The following is a 12424-nucleotide window of genomic DNA, read 5'->3' on the forward strand; positions in this document are numbered from 1 at the left end:
AGTGTCAAGAATTCGACCGTCAGGAAGAAAATTCCCGTCCGGACCGTCGGGATTCCGGCGGGGCGGCAACAGTTGCCGCCGCGGGGCCGGGACGCGAAAAGTCCGCCGTTTCGGGCGGTTGGGCGACTTGGCGCGTCTCCCGGAAAACTCGGCACATGGTTTGCTCTTGAAGTGCCCCGCCGGAATCCGGCAAGGAGCCGAGGCGTGCGGCAAGCGGGGTTCGCGTTTCTTCTTACTTTCGCCGTGACGGCGTTCGCCGCCTACGGCGCCGCGCCCGTCGCGCCCGCCGTCCCCGCCGCCGCCGCCAAGACCAAGACCGCCGCCGCCTCGTCCGAGCCGACCGCGGAAGAGATCGCCGTCGCCTCGATCCGGGACCGGCTGCGCCGCGCCACGACCTCCGCCGAACAGTCCCGCCTCGCCGAAGACCTGCTGAAGGCGCTCGACCGCTTCGGCCACGGCCGGGACCGCGAGGCGCTGACGCTGGTCGATCGCCTGCTGCAGGACCGCCCCGACGACGCCGCGCTCCTCTGGCGTCGCTGCGACGGCCGCCGCCGGTACAACGATCTCGACGGCGCGATCGCCGACGCGGAGAAGCTCGCCGCGGACCACGGCGGCGAGGAGTTCGGCGTCCGCGCCCGGCGCGCCCTGCCGATGCTCTATCTGCGGACCGGCCGCCGCGAGCAAAGCGCCCTCGCCGACGAGGCGCTGCTGCGCGACGGCCTGGCCGATCCCGCGGCCGTCCTCGTCCGCCTCGTCCGCACCTACGCGCTGCTCGACGACCCGCCGCGCCTCAAGGACAGCGTGGAGCGGCTGGGCCGAGTCTGGCCGGAACGGGTCCAGTACGATCCGGACCTCGCCTGGCTGCGGGCCGACTCCGCGGCCAAGGTGGACGCGCCCGAGGCGGGGGCCGCCGCGCTGCTGCGCTTCGCGAACCTCTACCCGCGCGACCTCCGCCGCGGCGAGGCGCTCGTCCGCGCGGCCAAGATCTACCAGGACTTGGACAACCGCCCGCTCGCCCTCGCGCTGATGGAAGAGGCCTCGCGCGACGCGCGGACGGTCGGCGTCGCCGTCGCCAGCGGCCTCGGCCGCGCGGAGATGCTCGACTCGCTCGGGCAGGCCGCCGGCGCGCGGGAGCAGTACGAGCAGGTCTTCGCCGACGCGCCGGACGCCGAGACCGCCGGCCGCGCGCTGGAGAAGATGGTGGACGTGACCCGCCGGATCGAAGGGCCGGTCGGCGCGCTCGTCCTGCTGGCCTCGAAGATCAACTCCGGCTCGAAGTACGGGGGGGAGCCGGGGCGGCGCCTCTTCCTGCAGATCGCCGGCGAGATGCGCGGACAACTGGCCGCCGACGCCGTGACCGCGGCCTTCGTCCACGCCCTCGCCCGCGAGGCCCACTGCGAAGCGTCGCTGCCGGCGGAGGTCGTCCTGTCCGCGGCGAGCCTGCGCGAGGCGGTCGGCGAGCAGGACATGGCGGCGACGATGTACAAGCCGCTCGCCGTCCTGCCGGGCGAGAACGGCGAGGCGGCGCGTCACGGCCTCGCCCGCAGCCGCCCGCGCGAACTGCCCCCCGGCGTCGATCCCGCCGATCCGCTGCGCCTCGAGGCGCTGGAGCGGGAGCAGGCCTGGCCGCTCGTCCTCAAGGCGATCACCGGCGCCCTCGACGGCAAGGACGCGGCGCGGGCCCGCACCCTCGGCGCGCGCGCGGCGTTCCTCGTCAACGACCCGACCTGGGCGCGCGAACTGCTGGAGAAGCTGTCGAGCCCGGGCCCCGAGGCGGCCCTGATGCGCGGCGACGCGCGGGCTCTGGCGGGGGAATGGCCGACGGCCTGCCGCGACTATCGGGCCGCCGAGGGTCCGGAACTGGGCGAGGCCGCGGCCGGCTGGCTGCAGGTGCGGCTCGCCGCCTGCGAGACGCGCGAGGGGAAGGACGACGACGCCCGCGCGCGGCTCAACGCGCTGTTGGAACGGAAACCGGGCGAGCCGGCGGCGGTCGCCGCCGAACGGCTGCTCGCCCAACTGCCCGTCGCCGACCGCGGGCGCGCGTCGGGCAAGAGGAACGGCTGATGAGCGTCGCGCGCGCCGAACGTCCCGACACCGCCGCGTCGCTGCGCGAAGAGGCGGTGGCGCTGGCCGGCCAACTGGCCGACGCCTCGCGCCGGCTGCGCGCGGCCCTCGAGGAGAAGGACCGCCTCTCCCGCCTGCTCGACCTCGTGCTGGAGCGCATCGACATCGGCGTCGTGCTGCACGACGACGAAGGGCGCGTCCTCGCCGCCAACGGCGCGGCGCGGCAGATGGGCGCGGTCGAGATCGGCCCGAGTCGCCGCGCGCTCGCCGACTGCTTCGATCCGCGCGCCGACGTGATCGACGAACGGCCGTTCCGGCCGCGCGGCGTCGCCGGCCCGACGTGGGTCGCGCGGCGCGCCTTCGTGCCGCTTCCCGGCGGCGGCGCCGGACGGCTGCTCACCGTGCAGGACGTGACCCGCGCGCTGAAGGTCGAGGAGCAGGCCGGACGCCGCACGCGCCTCGAGGCGCTCGGCCGGATGGCCGCCGAGATCGCGCACGAGGTCCGGAACCCGCTCGGCAGCCTCGAGCTCTTCTCGTCGCTGCTCGTGGACGAACTCGCCGACCGCCCCGAGGCGCGGGAGATGGCCGACCAGCTGCTGCTCGGCGTGCGCCGCCTCTCCGGGACGGTGACCCATCTCCTCTCCGCGGTGCGCGGCCGCCCGGTCGAACGGCGGGAGTGCGACGTCGCGGCGCTGGCGCGCGAGGCCGCGGCCGCGCTCGCCCCGGTCGCCGCCGCGCGCGGGGTGGACCTCGCGGCGCCGTCCGAGCGCGCGAACGTTCCCGCCGCGCTCGACGAGGAAGGGATCCGCCAGGCGCTGCTCAACCTCGTCGGCAACGCGCTCGACGTCACCCCCGAGGGGGGCGCGGTCCGCATCTCCGCCGCGCTCGTCGGCGCCGACGTGCGGATCGAGGTCGCCGACTCGGGCCCCGGCGTTCCGCCGGAGATGCGCGAGCGGATCTTCGAACCTTTCTTCACCACCCGCCGCCAAGGGACCGGCCTCGGGCTCGCCGTCGTCGAGCGCGTCGCCCTCTCCCACGGCGGCGCGGTGCGCATTCTCGACGCCCCCGAAGGGGGGGCGCTCTTCCGCATCGAACTGCCGGCCCGCCCCGACGGCGCGGACGGCGAAGACCTTTTGGACTAGCCGGAGGCGCGGCACGTGAACAGCAAACGACCCGCGGTCTTGGTGGTGGACGACGAACCGGCGATGCGTCTGGCGATGGCGCGCGTCCTCGAGCGAGCCGGCTTCGAGGTCACGCGGTGCCACGACGGCCACTCGGCGCTCGAGGCGCTGACGGCGCGCCCGTGGGACGCGATGATCAGCGACGTGCGGATGCCGGGGATCGACGGCAAGGAGCTTCTGGGACGCGCGCTCGCGCTGCGGCCCGAACTGAAGGTGATCCTCGTCACCGCCTTCGGCGCGGTCGAGGACGCCGTGCTCGCCGTGCGCCGCGGCGCGGCCGACTACCTGCTCAAGCCGTTCGCGCCGGACGCGCTCCTCTCCGCGCTGCACCGCGCGCTCGGCCCCGCGCCGGGCGAGGAGCAGGCCCGCGCCGCCGGCGAAGGGCCGCGCCTCGTCGGCGAGGACCCGCGCTTCCGCGACCTCCTGGACCAGTTGACGCGCGCCGCGGCGACCGACAGCACGGTCCTGCTCACCGGCGAGAGCGGTTCGGGCAAGGAGCTCGCGGCGCGGCTGATCCACGCGCGCAGCGCGCGGCGCGCCGGGCCGTTCGTCGCGGTCAACTGCGCGGCGCTCCCCGGCGAGCTGCTCGAGGCCGAGCTGTTCGGCGTGCGGCGCGGCGCCTACACCGGCGCCGACCACGACCGGCGCGGCCACTTCGAGCGGGCCAACGGCGGCACGCTGCTGCTCGACGAGGTCGGCGATCTGCCGCTGCCGCTGCAGGCCAAGCTGCTGCGCGCGCTCGAGGAGCGGGCCGTCGCGCCGCTCGGCGCCGGCGAGCCGGTCCCGGTGGACATCCGCGTCGTCGCGGCCACGCATCAGGACCTCGCGCAGGCCGTCTCCTCGGGGCGGTTCCGCCAGGACCTCTACTTCCGGCTCCGCGTGCTGCCGCTCCGCGTGCCGGCGCTGCGCGAGCGTCCGGCGGACATCCCGCTCCTCGCCCGCCACATCGCGAGCGAAGTCGCCGAGCGGCTCGGGCGTCCCGCGCCGCAGATCTCGGACGCGGCGATCGCCCGCCTCTGCGCCCATCCCTGGCCGGGGAACGTGCGCGAGCTCCGCAACGTGATGGAACGGGCGGTCGTGCTCGACCGGGTCGGCACGATCGTCCCCGCCGACCTCTTCCTCGACGAGTGGGCCGCCGCGCCGCAGACCGGCGAGGCGCTCCAGCCGGGGATGACGATCGCCCAGATGGAGCGGCGGCTGATCGAGACGACGCTCGAGGCGGCGGGCGGGAACCGCACCCGCGCCTCCGAAATGCTCGGGATCTCGGTCCGCACGCTCCGGAACAAGTTGCGCCTGTTCCGGGAGGATGGGCAGGAATACGCCACTGGAGTGTCAATCTGATGACGGCGCCCGGCGCCATTTGCCTCCTTTCCGGCGCGCAGGGCGCCCCGGGGGTCCGCGGAAGCGGGCACGTCTCTTGCTTGCAATGCCATGCATCCCGTCGGGGGATGCGGGAGAGGACAGGACGATGAAGCCGATCGGCATGGTCAACGAGCCGTTCCTCGACCGCATGGAGCGGGCGATGGACGCGATCTCGCGCCGCCAGCAGCTCGTGGCGTCGAACGTCGGCAACATCGACACGCCGGGCTACAAGACGAAGGACCTCGACTTCAACGCGGCCCTGGCGCAGGCCGTCCAGGCGGGCGCCCGGTCGCTGCCGCTGCGGACGACCCGCGAAGGGCAGGTGTCGGCGCCGACCGTCGGCAAGGGCGCGGCGCAGGCGCAGGCCGTCGCCGGCCTGACCGTCCGCAACGACGGCAACAACGTGAACATCGACCGCGAGATGCTGGCCCTCACCCAGACGCGCTACCGCTACGACATGGTCACCAGCGTCGCGCGCATGAGGGTCAAGCAGCTGCTCTCCGCGATCGAGGACGGGAGGGGCGCATGAGTCTCGACACCGCGGTCAAGGTCGCGGCCAGCGGCCTGACGATGCAGCGGGCCCGGATGGAGATCGTCGCCTCCAACTTGGCCAACGCCCAGACGACCCGCACCGCCCAGGGCGGCCCGTACGTGCGGAAGATCGCCCAGGTCAAGGCGGTCCCGCTCAACGAAGGGACGTTCAAGGACGCGATGGACCGGGCCGTGCGCGGCGTGCAGGTCACCTCCGTCTCCGACGACCAGCGGCCGGCGCTGCGCAAGTACGAGCCGGGCCATCCCGACGCCGACAAGCAGGGATACGTCAGCTACCCGAACATCGACCCCGCCGAGGAGATGGTGGACATGCTCTCCGCCGTCCGCTCCTACGAGGCCGGGACGAACGTGGTCAAGACCGTCCTGCGCATGAACGACCAAGCGCTGTCGATCATCCGCTGAGGCGGGGAAAGGACCTAGGCGATGAACACCGGCGGGATCCGCGACTTCGGCATCCGCGCTCCGCTCCCCGAGCCGAAGATCGGGCGCGCGGACGGCGGCGCGGCGCCGACCGAGGGGCCGAGCTTCGGCCAGGCGCTGGAGAGCGCGTTGAAGGAGGTCGACGGCGACCTGCAGAAGGCCGACGGACAGGCCGCCTCCTACGTCGCCGGCGAGAACGTGGACCTGCACACCGTGATGCTCGATCTCGAGCGGGCCGACCTCGGCTTCCGCACGATGGTGCAGGTGCGGAACAAGCTCCTCGACGCCTACAAAGAAGTGATGCGCTTGCCGGTCTGACCGGCGTTCGGATAAGGCGCTGACGCGATGAACCCAATGCTGGCCCAGATCCGCGACGCTTGGAACGCGCTGTCCTCGAAGCAGCGCGCCACCCTCGTCGTCTCCGCGCTGCTGACCTTCGCGGCGGTCGCCGCCATCGTCTGGTGGGCGCGGCAGCCGACGTGGGCCGTCCTCTACACGGGGCTCGACCCGAAGGACGCGCAGGCGGTCGTGCAGGAACTGCAGGGGCGCAAGGTCCCGTTCCAGCTCGACGCCGGCGGCACGGCGATCAACGTGCCGTTCGAGCAGGTGGACAAGCTGCGGATGGAGCTGGCGGCGAAGAACCTCCCCGGCTCGGGCCGCTTCGGCTTCATGGAGATGTTCAGCCAGGACACGATCGCCCAGTCGGACCGCACGCAGCGGATCCGCTACCAGAAGGCGCTGGAGGACGAGCTGGCGCGGACGATCGAGTCGCTCGACGAAGTCCGCACCGCGCGCGTCCACGTCGTGCTTCCCGGCGACCGCGTCTTCCTCGACGACCAGGACACGGCCAAGGCCTCGGTGACGCTGACGCTCGGCCGCGCCGTCGTGCCGAGCCCCGACAACGTGCGGGCGATCGTGCACATCGTGTCCGGCGCGGTGCAGGGGCTCTCCCCGGAGCGGGTGAGCGTCGTGGACACCGCCGGCCACACGCTGTGGGAAGGGGACGGCGCCGCGGGCGGCCTGATCACCGCGCGCCAGGGCGAGATGAAGCGCGGCGTGGAGAAGGACCTCGAGGCGAAGGTCGCCAAGGTGCTGGAGCCGCTCGTCGGCCCCGACCACTACGTCGTGCGCGCCTCGGCCGACATGGACTTCGAGAAGGTCACGCGCAAGGAACGCCAGATCGATCCCGACAGCGGCGCGCTGATCTCCGAGCAGAAGTCGAAGGAGAAGTCCTCCTCGTCGTCCGGCTTCGCCGGCGGCGCCCCCGGCACGGCGTCGAACCTGCCGGGCGCGGCCGGGCCGAACGGCGGCTCGGGCTCGGACACTTCCGAGTCGAGCACCACGACCAACAACTTCGACTACTCGGTCGTCGAGAAGACGGTCGAGGAGCCGATCGGCACGGTGAAGAAGCTCTCCGTCGCCGTCCTCGTCGACCAGGCCGGCGGCCCCGCCGCGGCCGGCGCGCCGCGCACGACGACCCCGCGCAGCGCCGAGGACATCAAGCGGATCGAGGACCTCGTCCGCGCCGCGATCAGCTTCGACGGCAACCGCGGCGACGTCGTCACGGTGCAGCAGGCCCCGTTCGCGCAGCCGGTCGAAGAGCCGTCGCGCGGCTTCGACTGGAAGGCCTACCTGCCGTACGCGAAGTACCCCGCGCTCGTGCTGCTGCTCCTGCTCGTCTTCCTGCTCTTCTTCCGCCCGATGCTGAAGACGACGCGGGACGCGATGGGCCGCAACGCGCCGCGCCGCGCGATCGCGGCGGTCGGCCCGGCCGGTCCGGCCTCGGCGGCCGCGCTGGCCGACAAGGACCGCCAGCTCCTCGGGCCGGCGAGCCAGGTCGAGCTGCTGCGTCAGCGGCTGGCCAAGCTCGCCGCCGAGCAGCCGTCCGGCATGGCGCAGACGGTGCGGGTCTGGCTGAACGAGCAGAAGGAGCAACAGTAAATGGCCGGGTTCGACGGGATGGCCGGCGTGCAGAAGGCCGCGATCCTCATGACCCTGATCGGGGAAGAGGGCGCCGCCGCCGTCCTGAACGAACTCGAAGGGGACGAGGTCAAGGCGATCACCGCGGAGATCGCCAAGATCAAGATGATCGACCCGAGCCAGCACGCGTCGGTGCTCGTCGAGTTCCAGGACATGATCCAGGACGCGCGCGCCCTCGAGCTGGCGGGGGCGCCGCTGGCGCGCCGGCTCCTCTCCCGCGTGCGCCCCGGCGAGGACGCCGAGAAGATCATGAAGCAGCTCGAGCCGCGCCGGAACCGCGAGGAGGACGGCGCCGATCTGCCGCTGCCGGAACTGCCGGAGAGCCTCGTCTCGGCGCCGGCGCGGCGGCTCTCGATGCTGCTCCAGGACGAGCCGGCGCAGACCGTCGCCCTCGTGCTCGCCCACCTGCCGCCGCGCCGCGCGGCGCAGGTGATGAACGCGATGGACCCCGAGCGGCGGATCGAAGTGACGCGCCGCATGGCCTCGATCAAGGAGGTCCGGCCGGAGGTCGTGACCCGCGTCGGCGCCGTGCTCGAAGGGCGCCTCGCCGCGATCTGCGACGAGCCGCTGATCCCGATGAACGGCGTGCAGACGGCGGCGGACACGCTGCAGAGCCTCGGCCGCGCCGCCGGCGGCGAGATCGTGGACGCGCTCGCCGAGAGCTGCCCCGAGCTGAGCCAGCAGCTGCGCGACATGCTCTTCACCTTCGACATGCTCCTCGCGCTCAAGGACCGCGACGCGCAGGAAGTGCTGAAGATGGTGGACCGCGGCACGCTGGCGCTGGCGCTCAAGGGCGCCGACCCCGAGCTGCAGGAACTCTTCTTCCGCAACATGTCGGAGCGCGCCGCCTCGATGCTGAAGGAGGAGATGGAGTTCCTCGGCGCGCCGCGCCTCGCCGACGTCGAGGCCGCGCAGCGCTCGATCATCGACATGGTCCTGCGCCTCGAGAAGGAAGGCGCGATCACGCTCGAGGAGCCGCAAGGTGCCGCGCGGTAGGCTGGTCGAGGCGGCGCGGGCGGAGGCCTACGAGCCGCCCGAAACGTCCGCCTCGCTGCTCGACTCCTCGCCGGAGGCGCGGATCGACGAGGCCGTGCGCGCCGGCTTCGCCCAAGGGCTGCAGCGCGGCCGGGCCGAGGCCGCGGCGGCGCTCGACGCGGAGCGGAACGCGCAGCGGCAAAAGGCGGCCGCGGCGCTGGCCGAGATCCACGCCCTGCGCGGCCAGGTCCTCGCCGCCCTCCGTTCGGAAGTGCTCGACCTCGCGGTGGAGATCGCCGGGCGGATCGTGCGCGAGCGGATCGAGTCGGGCGACCCGGTGGCCGCGCGCATCGCCCTCGAGACGCTCGCCGACGCGCCGACCTCCGCGCTGCGCCGCGTGCACGTCTCGCCCGACGACCACGACGCGCTCCTCTCCGCCGTTCCCTCGCTCGGCGGCCCCGGGACGGTGGAGATCGTCCCCGATCCCTCCGTGCCGCAAGGCGGCGTCGTCGTCGAGAGCGGCGAGGAGACGGTGGACGCGCGGATCGACGTCTCGCTCGCCGCGGCGCGCGACGCGCTGGACGAGGAGCGATGAACGAGGACTGGCGGGAGCCGATGCGCCGCGCGCTCGCGTCGGCGCGCGCCCGCGTCGGCCGCGCGCCGCTCGTCGTGCGCAGCGGCCGCGTCGTGCGCGCCGTCGGCCTGTCGATCGAATCGCTCGGGCCGCGCGTCGCCGTCGGCGAGGAAGTGCGGCTGGAGACCGCGTCGGGGAAGCTGATCTCGATGGCCGAGGTCGTCGGCTTCAACGGCGCCAACGTCCACAGCATGCCGGTCGATCCGGTGCGCGGCCTGCGGCACGAGGACCGCGTCGTGGCCACCGGCCGCCGTCCGCGGATCCCCGTCGGCGACGCGCTCCTCGGGCGCGTGCTCGACGCCGACGGCCGCCCGCTCGACGGGCTCGGGCCGATCCGCTCCCGCGCGCTGCGCTCGATCCACGCCGAGCCGGTGCCGGCCTTCTCGCGCCCCACGATCAGCCAGCCGATGACGACCGGCGTGCGGACGATCGACGGCCTGCTGACCCTCGGCCGCGGACAGCGGATCGGCATCTTCTCCGGCCCCGGCGTCGGCAAGAGCCGCCTGCTCGGCTCGATCGCGCGCTACGCCTCCGACGAGCGGATCGTGATCTCCCTCGTCGGCGAGCGGAACCGCGAGGTGCGCGAGTTCGTCGAAGGGGCGCTCGGCGAAGGGCTGAAGCGCTCGGTCGTCTTCGTCGCGACCTCCGACGAGTCGGCGCTGCGGCGCGTCCGCTGCGCCCTCGCCGCCACCACCGCGGCGGAGGAATTTCGCCGGCAGGGCCACAACGTCACGCTGCTGATGGACTCGCTGACGCGCGTGGCGATGGCGCTGCGCGAGATCGGCCTCTCCGCCGGCGAGCCCCCCTCGACGAAGGGGTACACGCCGTCGGTCTTCGCCTTCCTGCCGCGCCTGCTGGAACGCGCCGGCTGCGAGGAAACCGGCGGCGCCCTGACCGGCATCTACACCGTCTTCGTCGAAGGGGACGACCTCACCGATCCGGTCGCCGACGCGGCGCGGGCGATCCTCGACGGCCACATCGTGCTCGCCCGCTCGCTCGCCGAGCGCGCCCACTACCCGGCGATCGACGCCCTCGCCTCGGTCTCCCGAGTGATGCCGGCCGTGACGAGCCGCGAGCACATGCAGGCGGCGATGCGCGCGCGGCGGCTGATGGCGATCTACCGCGACGCCGAGGACCTCGTGGCGATCGGCGCCTACCGGCAGGGGATGGATCCGGAACTCGACCTCGCCGTCGCCCGGCATCAGGCGATCGACGAGTTCCTGCGCCAGGACCTGACGCAGCCGTCGCCGCTCGAGGAAACCGTGCGCCGGCTCGCCGAGCTCGGAGCGGCCTGACGATGGCGCGCTTCCTGTTTCGCCTGCGGGCCCCGCTGCGGCTGGCGCGGCTGCGCCGCACGGAAGGGCGCAAGGACCTCGCCTTGGCGCTGCGCGACCGGACGATCGCCGAGGACCAGCTCCGGTCCGGGCTGCAACGCGTCGAGACGATCGGCGCGGAGATCGTCGAGTCGGTGCGCGGCGGCGTGGACGGGGCCTCGCTTCGGGCCTACGCCGCGGCGCGCGACGCCGCGCGGGCGCGGGTGCCCGGGCTGCGCGACCGCGCGCTGGCCGCGGCGCGCGCCGAAGACGAGGTGCGCGAACGGCTGAAGCAGATCGGGCGCGAGGTGCAGGTGCTCGAGAAGCTGCGGCGGGAGGCGTTCGAGCGTTGGCTCCGCGACCTCGCGCGCCGCGAGCAGGCGATGGTGGACGACGTCGTGTTGGTGCGCCGCGCGCGCGCCATGGCGACGGAGGGACGGCAATGAGGCTGCGGCATGTTCTGGTCGGCGTTCTCGGCGCGGCGGTGTTGGTCAACCTGATCATCGCGGCCGACATCCTCGGCAATCTCGGCCTGCTTCCGGGCGCCGAGGCCGGCGCGAAGGAAGAGGTCCGCGCGCCGAAGGACGCGCCCGCGGGGAACGCGGGGGCCAAGGAGGCCGAGGCGGCCTACAAGGCGCTCGTCTCCGAGCTGCAGGCGCAGAAGCAGACGCTCGACAAGAAGTCCCAGGAGCTGGCGGAGCGGGAACGGCAGGTCGGCGTCGTGCGGGCCGAGCTGCAGGCGCAGCAGGACCAGCAGCCGGCGCAGGCCGCGCGTCCCGGGCAGCAGGGAAGCGGCGGGGCGCAGTCGCAGCCCGGCGACTCGTTCAAGCGGTTGGTCAAGGCCTTCGCCGGGATGGAACCGGAGAACGCCGCGCGCGCGCTGGCCGAGCTCTACAACCGCGACCGCGACACGGCGATCGACCTGATGCTCGCGCTGCCGGCGCGGCGCTCCGGCGCGATCCTCGACGCGCTCGCGCAGACCAAGCCGGGACTCGCCGCGGACATCTCGGCCGACATGTCCCACCGGGACGAACCGCGCGCGCAGTGACCCGCCGCGCGTTCCGCCGTCATCCTCGACGCGCGCCGCCCCCTAGGCGGCGCGTTTTCTGTTCGAAGGCGGCGCGGAAGCAGAACCACTGGTGCGGCGCCTCGCGGATCGCCCACTCGACCTCGCGCGCCATCGCCTGGACGATCTCCCGCTGCGCTTCGCGGCTTCCCGCCCCGAGCCGCGGCTCGATCGGCGGACGCATCGCCAGCCGGTACGACAGCCGGCCGGTGCGGAAGACGAAGACCGGCAGCAGCGGAACCTCCGCGGCGCGCGCCAGCGCGGCGGGGCCGGCGGGAAGCGGGAAGGGACGGCCGAAGAGGGTCGTCTCGACGTTGCGGCCGCCGCTGCGCGGGCGGTCGCCCTGCACCGCCACGATGTCGCCGCGGCGCAGCGCGTCGAGCAGCTTCATCCCCTGCAGCGGATCGTCCCCTTCGAAGATCGTCGTGTAGTTCGCGCCGCCGGCGCGCCGCAGCATCTTGGCGACGAAGAGCTGCGCCCGCGGATCGACCTCCCGCTCGCGCACGACGTAGACGTGCCGTCCGCGCTCCGCCGGAAGCATCGAGCCGACCTCGAAGTTGCCGAGATGCGCGGTGACGAGGATGAAGCCGCGTCCGCCCCCCGCGACCGCGCGCCAGTTCTCGAGCCCCTCGGCCTCGATCCGGACCTGCCGCGACGTCGCGTGCCGCTCGTAGCGCTCGCTCAAGCACCACGCGAACTCGCGCATCGTGCGGTGGATCCGGCGCTGCCGTTCGAGGAAGCCGCACGGGCCGAGCACGACGTCGAGGTTGGCGGCGATCGCGCGGCGGATCTTGCGCAGGAAGACGAAGAAGAAGGCGGTGAAGAGGGCGATGCAGAGCCGCACGCCCCAGTCGGGGAGGATGGAGACGCCCCAACG

At 73.6% G+C, this 12424-nt stretch carries 13 protein-coding genes; 12 read left to right on the forward strand and 1 reads right to left on the reverse strand.

Translation table 11 applies throughout. From position 1 onward, the window contains the following. The first annotated feature begins 204 nt into the window (after positions 1 to 204). The 12 genes from LLG88_06235 to LLG88_06290 all read left to right on the forward strand — a co-directional run bounded on the left by LLG88_06235 (position 205) and on the right by LLG88_06290 (position 11529). Entirely contained in the window at positions 205 to 2064 is a 1860-nt protein-coding gene (locus LLG88_06235) for a hypothetical protein (protein MCE5246503.1), read from the forward strand. Beyond that, positions 2064 to 3206: a hypothetical protein gene (locus LLG88_06240; protein MCE5246504.1), complete on the forward strand. Its 1143-nt coding sequence runs from the start codon at positions 2064 to 2066 to the stop codon at positions 3204 to 3206. The genes LLG88_06235 and LLG88_06240 overlap by 1 nt, the downstream gene beginning before the upstream one ends. A 15-nt stretch (positions 3207 to 3221) precedes the next feature. Then, entirely contained in the window at positions 3222 to 4586 is a 1365-nt protein-coding gene (locus tag LLG88_06245) for a sigma-54 dependent transcriptional regulator (GenBank protein ID MCE5246505.1), read from the forward strand. 127 nt (positions 4587 to 4713) lie between these two features. Continuing rightward, entirely contained in the window at positions 4714 to 5136 is a 423-nt protein-coding gene (gene flgB, locus LLG88_06250) for a flagellar basal body rod protein FlgB (GenBank protein ID MCE5246506.1), read from the forward strand. Further along, on the forward strand, positions 5133 to 5561 hold the full coding sequence (gene flgC, locus LLG88_06255) for a flagellar basal body rod protein FlgC (protein MCE5246507.1): 429 nt from the start codon (positions 5133 to 5135) through the stop codon (positions 5559 to 5561). The genes flgB and flgC overlap by 4 nt, the downstream gene beginning before the upstream one ends. A gap of 21 nt (positions 5562 to 5582) precedes the next feature. Next, the gene (gene fliE, locus LLG88_06260; protein ID MCE5246508.1) at positions 5583 to 5897 is read left to right on the forward strand and encodes a flagellar hook-basal body complex protein FliE; all 315 of its coding nucleotides are present in this window, start codon (positions 5583 to 5585) and stop codon (positions 5895 to 5897) included. Between the two features lie 27 nt (positions 5898 to 5924). Continuing rightward, the gene (gene fliF, locus LLG88_06265) at positions 5925 to 7520 is read left to right on the forward strand and encodes a flagellar M-ring protein FliF (GenBank protein MCE5246509.1); all 1596 of its coding nucleotides are present in this window, start codon (positions 5925 to 5927) and stop codon (positions 7518 to 7520) included. After that, positions 7521 to 8555: a flagellar motor switch protein FliG gene (fliG, locus tag LLG88_06270; protein ID MCE5246510.1), complete on the forward strand. Its 1035-nt coding sequence runs from the start codon at positions 7521 to 7523 to the stop codon at positions 8553 to 8555. After that, on the forward strand, positions 8542 to 9129 hold the full coding sequence (locus LLG88_06275) for a hypothetical protein (protein MCE5246511.1): 588 nt from the start codon (positions 8542 to 8544) through the stop codon (positions 9127 to 9129). Before fliG ends, LLG88_06275 begins: the two co-directional genes overlap by 14 nt. Next, complete coding sequence (locus tag LLG88_06280; protein MCE5246512.1) at positions 9126 to 10463, forward strand: FliI/YscN family ATPase; 1338 nt, start codon at positions 9126 to 9128, stop codon at positions 10461 to 10463. Before LLG88_06275 ends, LLG88_06280 begins: the two co-directional genes overlap by 4 nt. Before the next feature lie 2 nt (positions 10464 to 10465). Further along, positions 10466 to 10927 (forward strand): flagellar FliJ family protein, encoded by a 462-nt coding sequence (locus tag LLG88_06285; GenBank protein ID MCE5246513.1) that lies wholly within the window; start codon positions 10466 to 10468, stop codon positions 10925 to 10927. Further along, complete coding sequence (locus tag LLG88_06290; GenBank protein ID MCE5246514.1) at positions 10924 to 11529, forward strand: hypothetical protein; 606 nt, start codon at positions 10924 to 10926, stop codon at positions 11527 to 11529. The genes LLG88_06285 and LLG88_06290 overlap by 4 nt, the downstream gene beginning before the upstream one ends. Positions 11530 to 11548: 19 nt before the next feature. On the opposite strand, the gene LLG88_06295 is transcribed toward LLG88_06290, so the two are convergent. After that, positions 11549 to 12424 (reverse strand): lysophospholipid acyltransferase family protein (locus LLG88_06295; GenBank protein ID MCE5246515.1); only part of this gene is annotated, 876 nt, incomplete at its 5' end.

It is taken from the genome of bacterium (assembly GCA_021372775.1).
GTDB lineage: Bacteria > Acidobacteriota > Polarisedimenticolia > J045 > J045 > JAJFTU01.

Bases quoted from the DNA above. Each gene is read 5' to 3' on its own strand.
- fliF (MCE5246509.1), top strand. From the start codon at position 5,925: ATGAACCCAATGCTGGCCCAGATCCGCGACGCTTGGAACGCGCTGTCC.
- flgC (MCE5246507.1), top strand. From the start codon at position 5,133: ATGAGTCTCGACACCGCGGTCAAGGTCGCGGCCAGCGGCCTGACGATG.
- LLG88_06280 (MCE5246512.1), top strand. From the start codon at position 9,126: ATGAACGAGGACTGGCGGGAGCCGATGCGCCGCGCGCTCGCGTCGGCG.
- LLG88_06240 (MCE5246504.1), top strand. From the start codon at position 2,064: ATGAGCGTCGCGCGCGCCGAACGTCCCGACACCGCCGCGTCGCTGCGC.
- LLG88_06285 (MCE5246513.1), top strand. From the start codon at position 10,466: ATGGCGCGCTTCCTGTTTCGCCTGCGGGCCCCGCTGCGGCTGGCGCGG.
- fliG (MCE5246510.1), top strand. From the start codon at position 7,521: ATGGCCGGGTTCGACGGGATGGCCGGCGTGCAGAAGGCCGCGATCCTC.
- flgB (MCE5246506.1), top strand. From the start codon at position 4,714: ATGAAGCCGATCGGCATGGTCAACGAGCCGTTCCTCGACCGCATGGAG.
- LLG88_06290 (MCE5246514.1), top strand. From the start codon at position 10,924: ATGAGGCTGCGGCATGTTCTGGTCGGCGTTCTCGGCGCGGCGGTGTTG.
- fliE (MCE5246508.1), top strand. From the start codon at position 5,583: ATGAACACCGGCGGGATCCGCGACTTCGGCATCCGCGCTCCGCTCCCC.